General features: G+C 67.7%; 17 protein-coding genes and 1 pseudogene. 7 read left to right on the forward strand and 11 right to left on the reverse strand.

Annotation, left to right across the window (positions count from 1 at the left end; genetic code table 11):
• Positions 1–56: 56 nt before the first annotated feature.
• From ABTZ54_RS29995 to ABTZ54_RS30015, 5 genes are all read right to left on the reverse strand, one after another.
• Positions 57–1,070, reverse strand: coding sequence for a DNA-methyltransferase (locus ABTZ54_RS29995; protein ID WP_351669113.1), 1,014 nt, complete (start codon positions 1,068–1,070; stop codon positions 57–59).
• A gap of 152 nt (positions 1,071–1,222) precedes the next feature.
• Entirely contained in the window at positions 1,223–1,543 is a 321-nt protein-coding gene (locus tag ABTZ54_RS30000; protein ID WP_351669115.1) for a hypothetical protein, read from the reverse strand.
• A gap of 196 nt (positions 1,544–1,739) precedes the next feature.
• Positions 1,740–1,967: a hypothetical protein gene (locus tag ABTZ54_RS30005; protein WP_351669117.1), complete on the reverse strand. Its 228-nt coding sequence runs from the start codon at positions 1,965–1,967 to the stop codon at positions 1,740–1,742.
• A gap of 186 nt (positions 1,968–2,153) precedes the next feature.
• Positions 2,154–2,606 carry a hypothetical protein gene (locus ABTZ54_RS30010; protein WP_351669119.1) on the reverse strand — a complete coding sequence of 151 codons (453 nt, stop codon included), beginning with the start codon at positions 2,604–2,606 and terminating at the stop codon, positions 2,154–2,156.
• The gene (locus ABTZ54_RS30015; protein ID WP_351669121.1) at positions 2,603–2,959 is read right to left on the reverse strand and encodes a hypothetical protein; all 357 of its coding nucleotides are present in this window, start codon (positions 2,957–2,959) and stop codon (positions 2,603–2,605) included. Before ABTZ54_RS30015 ends, ABTZ54_RS30010 begins: the two co-directional genes overlap by 4 nt.
• A 127-nt stretch (positions 2,960–3,086) precedes the next feature.
• Between ABTZ54_RS30015 and ABTZ54_RS30020 the strand changes: the two genes are divergently transcribed.
• A complete protein-coding gene (locus ABTZ54_RS30020; protein WP_351669122.1) occupies positions 3,087–3,431 on the forward strand; it encodes a hypothetical protein in 345 nt (114 codons plus the stop codon).
• 80 nt (positions 3,432–3,511) lie between these two features.
• Positions 3,512–3,955 carry a hypothetical protein gene (locus ABTZ54_RS30025; protein ID WP_351669124.1) on the forward strand — a complete coding sequence of 148 codons (444 nt, stop codon included), beginning with the start codon at positions 3,512–3,514 and terminating at the stop codon, positions 3,953–3,955.
• 136 nt (positions 3,956–4,091) lie between these two features.
• On the opposite strand, the gene ABTZ54_RS30030 is transcribed toward ABTZ54_RS30025, so the two are convergent.
• From ABTZ54_RS30030 to ABTZ54_RS30050, 5 genes and pseudogenes are all read right to left on the reverse strand, one after another.
• Entirely contained in the window at positions 4,092–4,475 is a 384-nt protein-coding gene (locus ABTZ54_RS30030; protein ID WP_351669126.1) for a hypothetical protein, read from the reverse strand.
• 420 nt (positions 4,476–4,895) lie between these two features.
• Positions 4,896–5,102 carry a hypothetical protein gene (locus ABTZ54_RS30035; RefSeq protein WP_351669128.1) on the reverse strand — a complete coding sequence of 69 codons (207 nt, stop codon included), beginning with the start codon at positions 5,100–5,102 and terminating at the stop codon, positions 4,896–4,898.
• Positions 5,103–5,217: 115 nt separating this feature from the next.
• A complete protein-coding gene (locus tag ABTZ54_RS30040) occupies positions 5,218–6,306 on the reverse strand; it encodes a site-specific integrase (protein ID WP_351669130.1) in 1,089 nt (362 codons plus the stop codon).
• Between the two features lie 164 nt (positions 6,307–6,470).
• Positions 6,471–7,285 (reverse strand): annotated as a pseudogene (locus ABTZ54_RS30045) (IS5 family transposase).
• Positions 7,286–7,612: 327 nt separating this feature from the next.
• Positions 7,613–12,430, reverse strand: coding sequence for a DNA cytosine methyltransferase (locus ABTZ54_RS30050; protein ID WP_351669131.1), 4,818 nt, complete (start codon positions 12,428–12,430; stop codon positions 7,613–7,615).
• Between the two features lie 1,254 nt (positions 12,431–13,684).
• On the opposite strand from ABTZ54_RS30050, the gene ABTZ54_RS30055 reads away from it, so the two are divergent.
• From ABTZ54_RS30055 to ABTZ54_RS30075, 5 genes are all read left to right on the forward strand, one after another.
• The gene (locus tag ABTZ54_RS30055) at positions 13,685–14,287 is read left to right on the forward strand and encodes a hypothetical protein (RefSeq protein WP_351669133.1); all 603 of its coding nucleotides are present in this window, start codon (positions 13,685–13,687) and stop codon (positions 14,285–14,287) included.
• A 384-nt stretch (positions 14,288–14,671) separates the two neighbouring features.
• A complete protein-coding gene (locus ABTZ54_RS30060; RefSeq protein ID WP_351669135.1) occupies positions 14,672–14,890 on the forward strand; it encodes a hypothetical protein in 219 nt (72 codons plus the stop codon).
• 40 nt (positions 14,891–14,930) lie between these two features.
• Entirely contained in the window at positions 14,931–15,524 is a 594-nt protein-coding gene (locus ABTZ54_RS30065; protein ID WP_351669137.1) for a hypothetical protein, read from the forward strand.
• A gap of 75 nt (positions 15,525–15,599) precedes the next feature.
• On the forward strand, positions 15,600–16,067 hold the full coding sequence (locus ABTZ54_RS30070) for a hypothetical protein (protein ID WP_351669139.1): 468 nt from the start codon (positions 15,600–15,602) through the stop codon (positions 16,065–16,067).
• Positions 16,068–16,201: 134 nt separating this feature from the next.
• Entirely contained in the window at positions 16,202–16,429 is a 228-nt protein-coding gene (locus tag ABTZ54_RS30075) for a hypothetical protein (RefSeq protein WP_351669141.1), read from the forward strand.
• A 45-nt stretch (positions 16,430–16,474) separates the two neighbouring features.
• On the opposite strand, the gene ABTZ54_RS30080 is transcribed toward ABTZ54_RS30075, so the two are convergent.
• Positions 16,475–16,636, reverse strand: a complete 162-nt coding sequence (locus ABTZ54_RS30080) for a hypothetical protein (RefSeq protein ID WP_351669143.1) — start codon at positions 16,634–16,636, stop codon at positions 16,475–16,477.
• Between the last annotated feature and the right edge of the window lie 47 nt (positions 16,637–16,683).

Genomic DNA, 16,683 nt, shown 5'->3' on the forward strand with positions numbered 1-16,683 from the left:
AACCACTCGGCAATGAAGTTGTTCGACTGCTTCTTGATAGCCCTACCCCCGGACACTTACTCCCCCTCCTCTTCGACGTCTTCCCCCGGCATTTCGAAAGCTAGCTGTTCGAGTGCCGCATGCGCGTTCTTGGACGCTGCCTGATGAAACGGTTCGTGCAGTTCAAATCCGATTGCCTTGCGCCCTGAAGCGGCGGCAACTGACAGGGAGCGCCCTGTACCGCAGAAGGGGTCAAGAACCGTGCCCCCAGGCGGGCACGAACTGAGGATCCGCGGCTTGATCAAGTCCACAGGGAAGGTTGCAGAATGGCCGTCGGACCCCGAACGCACCGTGGTTTTGACGACATCCAGAGCGCCCCGTTCCACTTCCTCGATGTCGTAGTAGTACTTGGCCCGCCCCTCTTTCGGACGCTTCACGAAATGGAAGAAGTGCTCGTGGCCAAGCCTGAGTCGGTCCTTCTCCGGCCTGGGGGGAACGTTGGGCTTGTGCCAGATCAGATCGTTGCGGAGGATCCACCGACGATCCTGCATGGCGATGGCGAAGCGCGCCGGGATGAGGAGCAACTGCTTCTCCTGCCGGAAGCCGCCCATAGGCGTACGTCGGCGCGACCGCGGGTTGTCCCCCAGGCCCTGCCGGCCATCGTGGCGGATGCTCGACCAGCGTGCGAAGTAGGTGTCGCCGATGTTGATCCACATGCTGCCGCCGGGCTTCAACGCCGCGGCGCCGCGTTGCAGGATCTCTACAAGGTGACCAATGAACCACTCAGGGAGTGGTTCCAACCCGAGCACTCCTCCGTGCTTGCGGTACCAGTCGTACGGCGGGACGTCGGTCTGCACCCGACTCTCATCCTCGGCAAGCCACTCCTTGAGGATGTCCTCATTGTGCTCCTGGCCGTAGCTGCGCAGCCCCCAGTACGGGGGAGAAGTGATCAACAGGTCGATCGACTCGGCAGGGAGCTCAGCCATGAGGTCGTACGCGTCCCCCTGGTGAACCTTGATCCGGTCGTCGTGGGTCGCGAGCTCATCGACCTCACGAACTGCCTGCGTCATCTCTTCTACCTGTGCAACCACAACGAGAAGGGTAGAGGGTCGCTCCGACATTCATGCCAGAAGCAGCCCCTCGTGTGATCTACTACCGCGTTCCCATCACAGATGGTGACCAGGAAGGCGCACTCGGCAGTTCTCAGATTGTCGGCCCTCTGGGGAGGCACGCCTGACCGAGCTCATTCGCACCACCACGGCGCCCAGGTGCACACGGCCTCCGGCAGCTCCGGCTCGGTTGGCGGCTTCGGCAGAGGCCGGCGGTTCCAGGGGGCCGTCAGCCCGCGCTCCTGGCGCTGCTTGGCCGTGAGGCGGTTCGTGGGGTGGTTGAGGACGCTCATGGGCGTCTGCCGACTGAACGGCGCCGGGCCCGCCCAGTCAGGCCGCTCTTCGTCCTCAGGCGTCTTACGCCCTCGGAGCCGGTCCAGGGCGCTCTCCTTCTCCAGCTCGTACGCAGCCTTGCCCCTGCGTGTCGTCCACGCCTCGAAGGGGGCCTCGTCCACCCAGTACAAGGGTCTGCCCGTCGAGGGGTCCAAGACAGGCACGGGGCTGATCATCCAGGATGGCGGCTCCGGGCTGTACGGGGCCGTAGGCGACTCCGGCGGCGACTCGGCCAGGATCGCCTCCGCGTACTCCCTACGAGCCGATATCCCGATCACCGGCACATGCCGCAGCACCCTCCGTGCCGCCTTGCGCCGCCTACCCACGGCCGCTGTCCTTCCTCACGATCGGAACCAGCACGGGGTAGTCCCGCCGCCGTCGTGGTGGTGGAGGGGCCTCCGGTCGGGTGAAGTCGACTACCCGCTTCTCGGGCAGCGTCTCGGCCTCGCGCAGCGTCTCGTACTCGCGTCGCGCCTCTGGGGTCGTCAGGTCGATGACCGGCTCGACGTCGAATCGGCGCTGACGAAGGACCTCGGGGAGAAGCATCGTGCCTCCTGGAATTCACCGCTGGCGTGGCTCGACGTCCACACCAGCGGGGCGGGTATCAACGTCAACGTGGTCCGCGACGGCCAGGAAGGAGGTGGAGAACGAGCGGGCAACTCGGCTTCTTCAACTCCCCCGGCGCGACGGGCTCGGTGAGAGCCCGCCTCCCGTACCCGGCCAGCGGGGGCTTCACGCGTCTCGTGTGTTCAGCTCGGCGGCCACGTCATGCCACGCCCCCGCCGGGATCAGGATGGCCCGCCAGGGCCGGTTGCGGCCGTCCCGCAGGATGCGCAGCGGCGTCCAGGCCGTGCAGTGCTCGACATCGCGGGACAGTGAGCTCGACGGCAGGGCGACCTCGTTCAGCTCGCGTCCGCTGGGGAGGTAGAGGTCGACGACGGCGGCCCGGAGCCATCGGCTGCCGTTGTGGCCGCGCTCGAACCGGTCGAACCGAAGGAGCGCGTTGCCCTGGACGACCTTCCACCACAGGGTTCCCGACGCCCAGAAGCACCCGTCTGGGGCCTCGTCGTACACCTTGACGCCCGGCATGACGCGGGCCGCCGGCCCGGCGCTCGGCGGAGGGGCGAAAGAGTCGTGCAGGTAGCGGTAGGCCGTCGCCCACTGCGGCGGCGGGGCGGTGGTCACCAGACGTCCGAGTAGGCCGCGGCCGGACGCTCCGCCCGCCACGCGGCGGCCTGGTCCGGGTTCTGCTCGACAGCGGTCAAGCCGCCGCGGGAGGTGCGCCACCCTGTGTTCAGGTACCGCTGGACGGCATACTCATGGCTTGCGACGCGGACGTGGTAGAGGTTCAGGTAGCTCATGCCCGCGCTGGCGGCCCGGTTGCGCTCGTTCTTCGCACGCCGCACCTCCACCCACGAAGCCGTGCTCCCGCCCAGCATGGGGTAGTTCGGCCGCAGACTCTCCGCCGCCGCCTGCACCTCAGCCGCCCGCTGCCGCTCCGCGTAGGCGCGGCCCGCGTTGATCCAGAAGTCGCTCATCACTTTCTCCCTATGAAGTCCAGTACCCCTCTGGTGGGGCTCACTTCTGAATCGTGAGGCTCTGCTATTTCGTCGCGATAATCACGGGCGGAAACTGGGGATACGAAGTCCCTTCAAGGAGGTCCTCATGGAATACCGCCAGACCCGCGCCCGTGTCCCCCTCCTCGACACAAAGAGCCGGGCGCAAAAGTCGGTGAACCGGGATGTTGGGCTCCAGGAGAACCCGGTCACCTCGGAGTACCGGGACATGACTCCGGACGACGGATACCGACCCGGCGTCTTCCGTAGCGACGTCATGCTGCACCCGGACATGCAGCGCCACGACGGTTGGCGCCCGGCCGGCTCGTTCAGCCCCAGCTCGTACAACGGGCGCAGGGAGGGGCACGTCACCCTGGAGGAGTTCAGGCAGGCCCTCGTCAACTCCATGCGTGAAGGCGAGGAGCAACACGGCTGCCGGTTCACGATCCGTTGATCCGGACGGCGGCTTACGATCATGCGGCGCGGAGCCGGTAGCTGGGGGTGGTCCCCGATCCGCGCCCATGGAGAACAAGAATGATGAAGCACAAGACGACAGTCGGCACGCTGGCCCTGGTCGGGACACTGGCCTTGACCGGCTGCGGGGGTGGGGGCGAGAAGCCCGCGGCCGACGCGAAGGCTCCCACTTCGTCGGCTCCGGCCAAGCCGGTTCCGCCGTACAAGATCACGCTCCAGAAGCTCATGGGCGGGGTTCCGCACATCGACGTCGAGGTCGACTCGATGGAGAATCTGCGCGGCGTGTTCGAGAAGGTCGCCACCGACTCCAAGGAGATCGGCCAGCACCAGATCCGGATCGCCTGTTCCACAGGCGGCACCAAGGGCGGCAACGGCCAGGCGGAGATGATGAACTTGCTGGCGTACGGCACGTACACGCCGAACCTCTGGCAGGGCGACATCAAGCTGCCCAAGGGCGGCGCGACGTTCACTGAGGAGACGGGTAAGTCCTGCCCCGCGAAGTAGGTTCTGCGTAGCGTCGGGGCCTCACGAATCCGTGAGGCCCCGAAATGGGGGGCTCGAAGGTATGTCCGTCCGCTGCCCTATGAGGACGGCACCCGTCTCGTGAGTCTCCGCGCTGGTCTGTGCTGGACTATCGAGGTCAGCTCTCGGCAGCCTCAACGGCCCGAACCGCCTTACTGTGCTTGTCGAGGATGCCGCCGATGCGCTCCAGGGCCACCGTGGAAGGGTTGATGTCGTTGGTGCCGACGAGGTGGTCGATGAGCGTGCCGAGGCCATCGTTCCCATTGGATGCGTAGAAGAGCACCTTGGCGTTCTGGTCGCGCGGGATGCGGCGAGGAATGTGCTGGATGCCGCGGCTGGCGAGTTCGGCCTCGATACGCTCGACCTTGCGCACCCCAAGCCGCTTGTCCCCCGTGATGTCCTTGAGCCCCCGCGCGCCCCAGAGGAAGAAGCCCTGTGTCTCGACGATGGTGGCGATGCCATCGAACATGGCGCTGGTCGTCTCAGGGGTCACGGTGGTCATGGGGCAGTCCTTGTCGTCCAGTTGGGTCAGCGAGTAGCAGCGTACGGTGGGGCTGCCGCCCGTGCTGGAGGAGTTGACGTGGACGGGGTTCATGCCGTAGCGCTGCCCCGGGGCCAGGGAACTCCGCGGGGCGAAAATTTGCGGGGCGCCAATGGCTCCCCTCTGCCGCTACTACAGGTACGAGCGTGCGGTCGCTGGCGCCGGCGCGGGGTTCGACAGTATCGAGACCTGTCCCCGCGATTACTCCTGCTGGAGCCACGTGCTTACTCACGCTAGAGCCAGGGGTGGCGCGCAGCGCCTGGCGTCAGCATTTCAGGCAGTGCCCTGGCAGTAGATAGCCTGACCTGCATTTTTCCCGGGTCCGGGAAATGGCTCACCGGCAGCAGCAAGCTCCCGCCGGATTAATTCCGCGGGGGCCCTTCACTTTTCCGCACGCGTGGGGATGTAGATCGGCCGGGCGCTGAATGGCACGAGCACGTCGGCCCGCATGAGGGGCGCGGTGACGTGCTGGCCGCAGCAGACGTAGGGCTTCCCGCCGTCGGGGGTCACCTCCCACACGACCGGGCTCTCGCACTGTTCGCCCTTCGTGGTGAGGATGGTGCAGATGTCGGTGTTGATGTCGGTCATGACGTGTTCTCCTCCTCGGCGCGGTGTCCAGGGACGTCCTGGTAGCGGACCGCGCGGACACCCCTAGCACCCCTCCGCGGAGGCGCCGGAGCATTCGTGCGGGCTGGTGATTTTCTCAGGCCGGCTCAGTGCGCGGGACGGGGATGGTCGGGATCTTCGCCATGGCGTTGCCGTCCCACTCATCGCGGGGTCGGATGTAACCATCGGCCACCTTGGAGTTGGGAGACCAGCGGCCCTGTTTGCGGATGGCCGCTCCGGACGCTCCGTGCTCGTCGGCGATGGTGGCGCCGCTGGCGCGTGCACCGTGGGCGGTGAGCTTGAGGCCGTTCTCGTCGTAGAGGACTCCGGCCTTCTCGGCGAGGGCCTGGATGATGTCGTTGACGCTCTCGGCGGACAGGGCCTCGCCCACGTTGCCCCAGCGGTCGATGCGGCGCAGGATCGCGCCGTCGGTGATGCCGGCCGCGGCGAGGACATCGCGGTATTCGGTCCAGGAGGTGACGGGGTCGAGGAGGTCGTCGCGCCGTGGCATGGTGACCCACTCACCTTCGGCGGCCTGGTCGGTCTTGCTGCTCGCGAAGAAGAGTCGGACGCCCTTGCGGGGGACGACCACGACGTCCGGGATCACTCGGGCGGCGAATTCCTTGCGGCGGGTCATGGCCCAGACCGACCAGACAGCGATGAGTCGGTCTCGCAGGCCACGCAGGGTGTCGGTGTCGCACTGCTGCACCATGGCGGCGAAGCCGTCGATGTCGACGGTCGCGGATTTCTTCACCCGGCGCCCGGTGTCGGCGAGGCGCTTCTTGTGGGCCTTGATGAGCAGTCGGGCCGGCCGCGGGTCGGGGTGTCGCTCGACGGGGACGCGGGCCCAGGTGTGCGCGGCGAGGATCGCGGCGACGGCCTGGCCGAGGGCGGACGCGCCGTACGGCTGGCGGGTCTTGTCGCTGGGGATGTCGCTGGTGACCCTGATCCACTCGGTCAGGGTTTCGGTGGTCATGGGGAAGTAGCTGCGCCCCATCGCCGTACACCACGCTTCGGCCCTCTTGAGCCAGAAGTCGTATTTCCGGTAGGTCTCGCGAGGGATAGCCGCTTTGAGTGCTTCGACCGTCTCAGGGCTCAGGTCATGATCTGCACTGTCATGAACGAGAAGATGCGTTTCGTGATCGACGGGGAGGAGCTCCGCATCGATGATATCGAGCTCGGACATGAGTTCCTTTCCTAAATCCCGGTAAGCACGGTTACCAGGACTAAGACATACATTAGTAAGGAAGTTGACGCCATGTCGGGCCGTTCCGGATCTTGGACTCGACCGGCAGCCCGATACATCGACCTCATGTCGGATTTCTCGAACTGCATCTTTTAGACCGTGTCCTACATGGTCAGTTTGAGGAGCCGTTTGTAGCAGCAGATGGCTGCGGCGAGGCCGAGAAAGGCCAGGTAGTTGCGGGGGTGTCGTTCGTAGCGGTGGTTGAGTCGGCGGTAGCCGGTCAGCCAGGACATGGTCCGCTCGATCACCCACCGGCGGCGCCCGAGCCGTTCGCTGGACTCGATGCCCTTGCGGGCGATGCGGACGCCGATGTGCTTACCCCAGAGCCATTTCCGCAGTTCAGGGATGTCGTAGGCCTTGTCGGCATGCAGCCGCTGGGGCTTGGAATCGGCTGCGTGGGATTCGTGTCCCATGTGGAAATGGGACAGCATCGGCTTCAGGGCCTGACTGTCGTGGGTGTTGGCCGCGGAGAGTCCGACGCGTAGGGGCAGTCCGGCCGCGTCGGACAGGACGTGCATCTTGGAACCCGGCTTACCTCGGTCCACGGGGCTCGGACCTGCAAGTTCGCTCCCTTTTTAGCGCGGACGTGAGCGGAGTCGAGGACCGCCCGGGACAGGTCGATCAGGCCGTGGCCGTCCAGGAGCCCGAGCACCTTCTGGTGCAGTCAGCCCCAGACCCCGGCACGGGACCAGATCAGGAACCGGCGGTGCACGGTCGACTTCGACGCCCCGAAGCACGGCGGCAGGGCACGCCACGCACAACCGCTGACCAGGACGTAGATGATCGCGGCGAACACCGCCTCGTCATCGATGTTCGCGACCCCACCGCCCTGCGGCCGCACCCGAGCAGGAGGCAGCAACGGCTCCGCGATCTCCCACAATCCATCCGGAACGATCCATCCCCACCGCCCACTCCCCATGACCAGCCCAACAGACCACCAGCCATGTAGGACACGGTCTTAGACCTCGACCTCGACCGGAGTTCTTCGACCGCCTGCGGCACGAACTTCCCCTACTGGAAGTTTTTAGTTTTTCTATGGGCAACCGCGACACAGCAGCCAGCGCTATCGCGAAAAAGCCCACCGCGGAATCGACTTCGCCGGCCGCCACGCACACCTGGACAGGCACCCTCCCGAACGCAGTGGCATTGGGGCCGCGTCCTCGCGGCCGGCGAGCTCCACGAGAACTTCGCCGAGAACCAGGACCAGACGGTGCGGCGCCAACACCGCCTGGTCCTCCTACACCCGCTACCGCACGGGCCGGATCACGTCGATGGACTCGGCCCACGCTGCCGCCCAGAACGCCCCCCAGCTCGCGGTCACCGCCCACGCCGTCCTCCACGGCCTCGCCCGCGTCGGCACCGGCTCCCACTCGATCGGTTCCACGAACCTGCGCGCGTCCGCCGCCTGCCTGCGCATCACGGACAGCTCAGCCAGTTTCATCTCCAACAGCTCCGCCTGCGCCTGCGCCTGCCTGATGACGTCCTCGGCGGCTGCGACGGCCAGGGCCTCGACGCACGAGACCACCGCGTCCAGCTCGGCGGACCACCGCTCGAAGTCGGCCCGCTCACGCTCGATCTCCGCCCGCAGCTCGGCCAGCGGGCCGACGACCGGCGCGGCCAGGACGTAGTCGTCATCGTCGTAGTGCGCGGCCTGTACGTACGGCTTCGGCGCGGGCGGGGCAATCACGTAATCGTCGTCGTCCCAGAATTCGGGGCGGACGAACGGCTCCGGCTCCGTCCCCTCCACCCACAGCGCGCGCGGGTCGGCGTACTCCGTACCGTTCGGGTTGTCGTCCCACAGCACGCGCACGCCCTTACCGATGGCGCTGTACGACGTACGCCCGGTGCGGCCGTCCAGACTGAAGCGAACGTTCGGCTCCCAGAAGCCACGTCCGGTGTTGGGCTGCTCGCTGACGGGCGCGAGGTCCAGCGTGAGCGGCAGGTCCGGCAGCGCGACCGGGCGGCGCGGCACCACCAGCGTCATGGACAGCAGCGCCCCGCAGATGTCGACCCGCTCCGGCTGCTCGCGTTCCTCGGCGAGCTGCTCCCAGCACTCCGCCTCTTCCGGGTCGACGGGTGCGGACTCGCCCGCCTCGATCCTCCAGATCGCGCGGCGCTGCGCCCGGGAGATCTGCGCGAGGTCCTGCGCGGGCATCTCCTCGTCGTCCTGGTCGTCGGGGAACTCAGGGTCGTTGAAGGTGCAGCCGGGCTTCCAGTCAGGCCCCACGTACTTCTCCAGGGTCTCCGTCATGGTGGGCGCGGTGCTCTTGTCCGCGTGCTTCCAGACGACCGGCGCGCGGTGTACGTCGCCCACGGTCTCCCACTCGCCGCTGATCTCATGCCCGTTGCGGTCGGCCAGCGCCCACGCCGCCGTACGCGACGCTCCCCGCGTCCCGAGCCGCTCCCCGCCGCACGCGCACGTCAGGGCGCTGCGTACCTCGGGGGCCGCCTGCGGGTCGATGACGAGCCACACGTAGGGGTGGTGGCTGCACTCGTCGGCGGCCTCGGAATCCTCGGCGGCAGGCTCTTCGAGCTCCGGCACGTAGCCCGTCGACCCCATCGGGCACGACGTCTCCAGCATCACGCGGCCGTCCTTGTGGTTGGCCATGGCGTTCTTCGTGTCGGTCTTGGTCGGGTACCAGGTGACCCCGCCGCACGAGCACTCGCCCACGTAGCCGTAGACGTCCGTCCGAGGAGATGCAGCGTCGTCCCTCGTCATCGCACGCACGCTGACCACGTGCTCCGCCGGGTCCCACACGGGCTCGCCGGCCGCAACCGCGCCCCGCTCCTCGTAAATCACCTGGAAGGGCTCGGGCAGGCCGTACCAGTCGCACAGCCGCTCCACGGACTCCTGGAGGGTCTCGCCCGCCTGGGACGGTACGGCGTTCTGCTCGTGGTTCTGGAGGTGGAAGGAGGACGCGCCCGCCCCGGCGGGGAAGAAGCCGATGCGGCACTCAATCTCCGGGAACCCGTCGAAGGTGACCGAGCGGAGCCGGTAGCCCTTGGGGTGGGTCGCCCAGTCGTTGACGTCCCGTACGCGGGCGGTCGTCTGCGGCTCGGCGGGGACCGGGGCGAAGCCGCGCACCCGGTGCAGGTTGGTGCTCACGTCGGTGAAGCCCGCGTCCTGCAGGATCTCGGCGAACTTCTCCAAGCGCTCGTCCCACAGCTTCCGGTCCGCGAGCTTGCGGGGGCGGCGAGGGTCGTTGTTCAGGACGGGGACGACGCAGACGGCGTGCATGTCGTTCATGACGAAGAAGCCGTGCGGCCTGGTGGTGTCCTGGTCGTTGTCGTGGTGACCGGCGGCGGCTAAGACCTCCTTGGTGTGCCGGATCTCCCAGCGCAGCGCGCGCGGCTTCGGCTCGTACCGAACGGCGGGGGCCTCTTCCTTCCTCTCCTGGACCTCCACGTCACGGCCGGCCGGAACGTGGGCGTTTCCCTGCGCGGGCTCTTCTGTGTCGGCGGCGTCCGCGCCGTACTGTTTAGCGAGGTACGCGACGAGGCGCGGCATCCACTCGATACCCAGCGCCGCGCCCAGGAGAGCCGCCGCGACGACCGGGGCGACGACGTCGCCGATCTGCTGACAGACGCTCGTACGGCTCCCCTGCACCGGGTAGTCGTGCGGCATCGTGATGAGGGAGAGGATCTGCCGGATGGTGAACCGGCCGCCCTTCTCGCCGACGTCCACGGAGCGGATGCGGGAGGTGAACGCGGTGTACGGCTTGGCGTCGCTGATGGTCACGACGTTGCCGCCGCCCGTGCGCTTGCCCACGCCCCGCGTGAAGACCTGCGTGCCCTCGGGCAGGCCCGTTGCCGTCGCCGCGCCCGTACGCAGCCCCGGGGCCTCCAGGGACACGCCAGAGTGGCCGTCGCGCCGCGCTACGAGGAGCGACCGCACACGCTGCGTGGGGCTGCCGAACTCGGCAGCGTCCGCGATCGTCCACTCAGCCATGCCCCAGCCGGAGAGCTGAAAGTCCGCGACGATCTCCCCGCGCAGCTCCTTGGGCAGCTTCGAGGACTGCTCGACGGCCACCCACTCCAGGGGAGCCCCGGCGGCCTGCAAGCCGAGGGACCACACGGCCACTTCGAGCATGAGGTGACCCGTCGCCCCGCTGTAGTCGGCCATGTCCGCGCGGACGTCCGCCCAGGTCTCCCCGTTGGGCTCCTTGTGGCTCAGCTCCTTGCCGAACTCCGGGTAATCGCCCATGCCCCCGAAGGGGATGAACCCCGCCACGCGCCGCGCCAGGTCGAAGCCCTCTTCGAGAATGTCGATGTTCTCCGGCAGCAGACCGGCGCGCTTGCCGCTGTCGGTGTAGTCCGTGCACGGCGGCGTCACGATCAGCCCGCGCACCTCATGGAACACCGGGTCCGATGGGTCAAGGCTGGTCACGTTCGCCTGAATCGCGAGGAACCCCGCCGCCTTGAGCGTCCGCACACAGTCCGCGTCGTTGTCTACGTTGATGATCTCGACGTCGCGGCCGAGCTGCTGCCGCAGGACGTCCCGCAGACCAATGACCATGCCGCCCGGCCCCGAGAAAAGGTTCAGCACCAACAGGGGCGCGTCGTCCCCGCGCGGCTCCAGGAACCGGGCGAGCTCGGGGAACCGGCGTACGACGTCGCTCTCCGGCCGCTCCTCCGCGCCCGGCTCCGGCTGCGCCTCGCCCCGGGCCACCGCGTCCGCGAGGATCGCCCGCTTCATGGCCGGGCGCTTCGGCTCGTACTCACAGACCGTCTCGCCGGAGTCGACGTGCGTCACGGTGTAAGTACCGGCCAGCATCGACACCACATAGGTGTGGCCGAGGAGTTCGGCCCGTTCGCGGCCCTTCTCGCCGCTGAACTGGATGTCGTCGGCCTTCGGCGCGCTCTTGGACACGACCTTCTCCCCCACGGTGCTCTTTGTCGTCCCGGTGCTCTTCGCCGCCTTCGCCTCCCGCTTGGCCCGGATCGCCTCGGCCTCCGCGTACAGGGCCGCCGCCACATCGGGGTGCGGGTTGGTCTCCCCCGCCGCCAGTGCGGCCGTCACCATCTCCGCGACCAGCTCGTGCAGGCGGCCCTTCCAGGCGACCCAGGAGCCCAGCTCGCCGCCGACCTTGCCCGCGATCTTGTGCGCGACGTCCCAGGGGTCGCCCTGGTGGCCGTAGGCCTCGACCAGACGGCGCGTGAGGTGCTCGGCACAGACACCGACCCTGCCCATCACGGAGCTGCCCTCCGCGAGGATGTCGACGACGAACCGGCCCGGCGACTTCCGGGCCCGGCACCCGCTGTGCTCCCAGCCACCAGGGGCGCACTCCATCGCGTCGTTGCCGTGCGGCTCGTCAGTGCCGACGATGACCCAGCGGTCCGTGGGGATCTCGTCCAGGCCCTCGCGGGTCAGGTAGAAGACGGCCCGCTTACGGAACGCCCCGTCCACCGCGCCGCCGCCCGAACCGGCCTCCATCAGCCAACCGGACGCGCTGCGCTCCCAGCCCCACGGATACGACGCCATGATGCCGACGCGGCCGTATCGCTCGACGCGCCACACGCGCGGCTCAAGCTCGGTTTCCACCGACTCCGCCGACCACTCCACGCGCTCGGAGTTCATGTGCCCATATCGCGCCCACACGTCCGCCGCCCACGCCGCCGACGCCGAGTCCTTCCGGCACCACTCGACCGCCGCCGCCAAGTCCTCCGCGTCGCCGTCCTCGCTCTCCGCCCACCAGAACCAGCCGCCGGACGACGAACCGATCGTGGAGAACGGGGCCCGCGCGACCTGCCAGCGATCCCGGCCGTACGACCGGGAGCACAGCCGGTAGCCGTGCCCGGCCGCCGTCGTGAACGTCCAGTCCTGTCCGTCGTCCTCGGCCCGGTGGTGCTCACCCTCGTACGGCTCGACGGACTCGGCCGCCTGGAGCTCGACGGGGAACACCGGCTCCGGCTGCTCCTGGTCGCCGTCGCCGTCGAGCGGGCGCACCGGTGCCCGCCACGCGGTCTTGTTGCCAGATGACAGGGTCACGATGGTTCCGCGCAGCTCACCGGCCAGCACATGGCCGCGCTCCGCGAGCATGTCGTCAGTGACCTTGGACGCCACCGACGCCAGCATCCGGTACGCCGCACCCGTGGCCGGATTGCACACCGGCGCGAGGACGGGAGAAAGGCACGTGCGGCATTCGCAAACCAGACGGAACCCAACACCAAAGGTGTTGTCGAGGATGATTTCTACGTCCGTCGGAGTGCCCGCGCACGGCTCCGAGATTTCCTCGGCGTACGGAATCATGGACGTCAGGTAGCTTTCCGCGAGAACGGTAACCAGCGGCTCACCGGTCGCCCCCTCCGGAATTTCATGCATGTCGTACGAGCTCGCCCACACGTAACGCGACTCACCGACCCCGGTCGCCCCGGTCGCCCATACGGTCATGGAAAAACCGGAAGCGTTCGCATCCTTCTGTACGGCGGACATAGTGTACTCACCGGGCAGGGTGAATTCCGGCTCCGACTCTTCGACCTCTACCGGCTCCGGCGCAGGGGCGATCTCCGCGATATTCGAGCGGACCCACTTGGTCACGGCCCCCGTGGACTTGTAGCCCTTCCGGATGTACCGGCCGTCCAGCGTGATGACGTCGTACACGGTCATCATCTGGTCGTAACGGCCGCGCATGTGGCGCTCGCCACAGTAGGCCACGGTTCGGCCGTCAGCGTCGGCCACCACGAAATAGCGCGCAATGCCGTTCTCTCGCACGGCTGCCTGAACGGAGGCAGAGCTCTCCCCCGGAGCGTGAGTCATTTTCGAGAAACCCCTATCGAAAATCGTCGCCTGGATTACCCGGGTTCAGCGGGCACGCCCTTTTGGGCATGGGTCGATTATCTCGTAAATTCGCGGGAGGATACCAGAGGAAATGGGGACGAGAAGCGTGATTAAGGCGACGTCCAGGGGGTGGGATTCAGCTTGCGACAAACCCGATGCCCTGGACACCCCGGCAAAACGTGAGATGTCGCGCTAAAAACGACCCCCCGGCCCTTAAGTAACTTCTGAGGGCAAATACGGTCCTGGCCTGTCTCACAGCAGACGGCCATTCAAGCACAAGCAGTGTCACTTTCCGAGACAGTGGCCCGAGTTCCCCGTCCAGGCTGCTAGCATCTCGTTTCGAGAACTCCAGTCGCCTGGACTCTCGCGCCCCGCCGGGGTTCACCCTCCGCAAGGAGCGGCCGGCGGGGCTTTTCCGCACCCAGATGCTGGCGGGTGTCCCACCACGGCGCGGGCGCCATCTCCGAAATCCCCCGTCACCCGTTCCTAGAACCTCGTAGCCTGGCCTGTTCTAACCAGAGCGTGAGGGGAGTTGGTGGCGTGAGCGAGACCAAGGAGAAGTGGCGACCGACGCAGCACGGCGCCAACATCGGCCACACATCGGCGTGGATGGCGCACCGCAAGGTCGCCCTCGACATGCACCGCATCCTCAGCGAGGACGATCCCGACCGTGCGGTCATAGACGCCCCGTACACGGTGATGGCGCTGCGGCACGTGATCCGGGGCGTCCGCATGGCCCACGAGCACCTCAAAACCGAGCCGGCGAAGGAGCTGCCGCGCGAGGCGCTGGCCGACTTCGACAAAGCCGTGCCGGGCGGCAAGAAGGCCCGCGACGTGATCGAGCACTTCGACGAGTACGCCATGGGGATCGGGCACCTCCAGCAGCCGGGCGGGTCCCGTCGGGACAAGACGCCGGACGACGACCTGTCGGAGCAGTACAACCACCGTCTCGAATGGCGAGTGATCGGCGACGAGCGGCGGCCGGTGTACGTCGCGGGGCCGTTCGAGGTCGACCTGGTGGCATCGGAGGACGCGGCCTTCCGGCTGGTGTGCGACACGTACGAGGCCCTGCTCCTGGACGAGGGTAACCCGTGGCCGCGTGGCTGGGCGTACGAGCTCCAGCGCGGCCCCCGGCGGTCATGAGGGAGCGGTTCAGGACTGTCGTGCCTCACCAGTTCTCGGAGGCCCTCGGCGAGACTCACTGAGACTCACGCATCAGCGCTGGCCGGATGGCTCTCTGCGCTCCGGCCGGCGCTGCGTCCCCATGCCACACTCAACTCATGACCGGTTCGATCCGGCCAACCTAGCGACGAATTACCCAGCAGGACTTAGCAGTTGCTCGCGCGGAACGCCCCTCCAACCCGCGCGAACCCACTCGGACCTCGGCCGAACCCACCCGAACACGGGTCTTGGCAGTTTCCGCATCACGTCCTCGCCGCTGTCAGCCGGCGCCTCTACGCTCCAGGCACACCCCGGTTCTCGGGACGCGTACACCCACACCACGCCTTCTACGAAGGGAACTTCGTCATGCCCGCATGGCCGCGTATCACCTGCCCCGTCTGCCGCCGATCCGTCGCTGTGAACCCGGACACCCGGCGGGTCACCGACCACAAGCATCCGCGGCCCCGCGAGCGCGCCCTCGACCTGGTGCTGTGCCACGGGTCCGAGCGCGAGGTCGAGCTGGGCGGGGTGGTGTTCCTGCCGTTCGACGAGGACAAGTCGGTGACAGAGGAGACGCTTTTCTGACCCCGGCCGGCTCAGGGTTCAAGACCTTAGAGTGCCCGCCATGTACTCGACATGGATCTCCCTGGCAGCCGAGCAGACCGCGGGCTTCGACTGGTCTCCGCTCATCACCGGCATTGGCGTCCTCGGCGGCGCGGCGGTCGCGGGTTTCTTCGGACTCCGCACTCAGGCCCATCAGCGCAAGGCGGCGGAGGCGCAGGCCGACCGCGACGTGAGCAAGTGGCACCGGGAGCTTCGACGCACGTCATACGTGGACTGTGTAGTGACGTACGAGAGGCTGCGGGACATGGTTGAGCCGCTCGGCCGGATTCTTCCCTCGATCCGAAACAGCCCGTTGTCCCCGGAGCAGGAGACCGAGTTGAACGGGCTGCTGGCGACGCTGGACGAGCGCTACGAGGACATGTTCCGCAAGTGCCAGATAGTGCGGCTGGAAGGACCGGCTGACGTTGCCCACACGGCTAAGGGGCTGTACCTCGCCGCGGCGGACTTCCGGCAGGCGGCCAGAGAGCGGGCGCGGGCCGCACAGGAGGGCACCGGGCGAGTCGACGGGAGCACGTGGGACTCCTCGACCGCAGACATGATGAACACGCTGGAGGAGTTCATCGAGATGGCCCGAGGCGTGATCGCGGTGGACTGAACAGGTTCTCCACCGCCCCTGGCGAATCCTGGCGAACAGCGCAAGTGCTCCTCCATGGCCGGTACCGTCACCGACATGACAAACGGCCATGACATGACGCCGCCCGCTCCTCCTGCCGTACCGGGCACGCTGCGGCTGCGGCTGGACCCCTGGGGGACTCATAGCGAGGTGAAGCTCCGGGTCAGCCCGGAGATCGCGGTGGACCTGCTCCGCGAGTTGAAGGGCGCGGGCGGGGACGCCGGTGAGCGCCAGGAGTTCGGCGCCATGGGTGAGCTGATCGTGCTCGGTCTGATCATCCGGGACAACGGCGGCTGGATGACGCTGCGAACCGCGATCGAGGCCCTGGCCAACCGGAACAAGGACAAGCACATCCGCCTGGAGTTCGGCGAGGCGGTGCTGGAGATGGACGGTTATAGCGCCAAGGAAGTCGAACGGCTTCTCGGCCCGGTGCGCGAGAGCTTCGACGAGGCCGCTACCCGCTGGCAGCAGTTTGCGAGCCAGCAGCAGGACACTTCCGAGCTGGAGCCGCCGACGTCGGAGTGAGCCGACAGTGAAGCCGTCGCGCCGCGCGGACAGTGGCCGGCGGAGAACCCATACCTCGGCGGCCTCGTTGAAACCGGCGTGTTGGTGACGATCAGGTTCGAGGCCGTCACGAGGTGCGCCCCGGGCCGGGATACATGGCCCTGTGTGCGGCCTGCGGGGTCGAGCCGCGCCCGGAGGGCTATGGGCTGCTCGTCGGCCGGGAGGCGGGCAGTGGCCGCCGGTACGCGCTCCTGCACACCGACCTGGAGCTCTGCTCGATGGTAACGACGGCGCTGCGACCGGAGTTCCTGCCGGGTGAGCGGATCGTGCTGCCCGAGACCGGCATGGTTCAGGTGCCGGACGGGGTGGAGTGGGATGGGTGAGCCGGCCCGCGCCATTCTCGCGACGTTCACGGTGCCGGTCGGGGTTCAGTCGTCGAGGCGGATGCTGATCTTCGAATCGCTGTCGACGACCACGTAACCGGGGTGGCGAGGTTCGTAGGCGCCGGGTCCGACGCCGAGGAGGGCGACCTGCGCGAGGAAGACGGCGGTGTTGTAGTCCTCTGGCATCTGCTCGGGGTGCTCGGTCACGAGCGGTCCTCCTCAGGCCGTCCCCAGACGGGGCAACCGGGTTGGTG

This window comes from Streptomyces sp. NPDC094032, assembly GCF_040303965.1.
GTDB lineage: Bacteria > Actinomycetota > Actinomycetes > Streptomycetales > Streptomycetaceae > Streptomyces.

Coding starts and splice junctions, on each gene's coding strand:
- ABTZ54_RS30005 (WP_351669117.1), bottom strand. CDS start 1,967: ATGCTTCTCCCCGAGGTCCTTCGTCAGCGCCGATTCGACGTCGAGCCG.
- ABTZ54_RS30015 (WP_351669121.1), bottom strand. CDS start 2,959: ATGAGCGACTTCTGGATCAACGCGGGCCGCGCCTACGCGGAGCGGCAG.
- ABTZ54_RS30020 (WP_351669122.1), top strand. CDS start 3,087: ATGGAATACCGCCAGACCCGCGCCCGTGTCCCCCTCCTCGACACAAAG.
- ABTZ54_RS30025 (WP_351669124.1), top strand. CDS start 3,512: ATGATGAAGCACAAGACGACAGTCGGCACGCTGGCCCTGGTCGGGACA.
- ABTZ54_RS30030 (WP_351669126.1), bottom strand. CDS start 4,475: ATGACCACCGTGACCCCTGAGACGACCAGCGCCATGTTCGATGGCATC.
- ABTZ54_RS30035 (WP_351669128.1), bottom strand. CDS start 5,102: ATGACCGACATCAACACCGACATCTGCACCATCCTCACCACGAAGGGC.
- ABTZ54_RS30040 (WP_351669130.1), bottom strand. CDS start 6,306: ATGTCCGAGCTCGATATCATCGATGCGGAGCTCCTCCCCGTCGATCAC.
- ABTZ54_RS30060 (WP_351669135.1), top strand. CDS start 14,672: ATGCCCGCATGGCCGCGTATCACCTGCCCCGTCTGCCGCCGATCCGTC.
- ABTZ54_RS30065 (WP_351669137.1), top strand. CDS start 14,931: ATGTACTCGACATGGATCTCCCTGGCAGCCGAGCAGACCGCGGGCTTC.
- ABTZ54_RS30070 (WP_351669139.1), top strand. CDS start 15,600: ATGACAAACGGCCATGACATGACGCCGCCCGCTCCTCCTGCCGTACCG.
- ABTZ54_RS30075 (WP_351669141.1), top strand. CDS start 16,202: ATGGCCCTGTGTGCGGCCTGCGGGGTCGAGCCGCGCCCGGAGGGCTAT.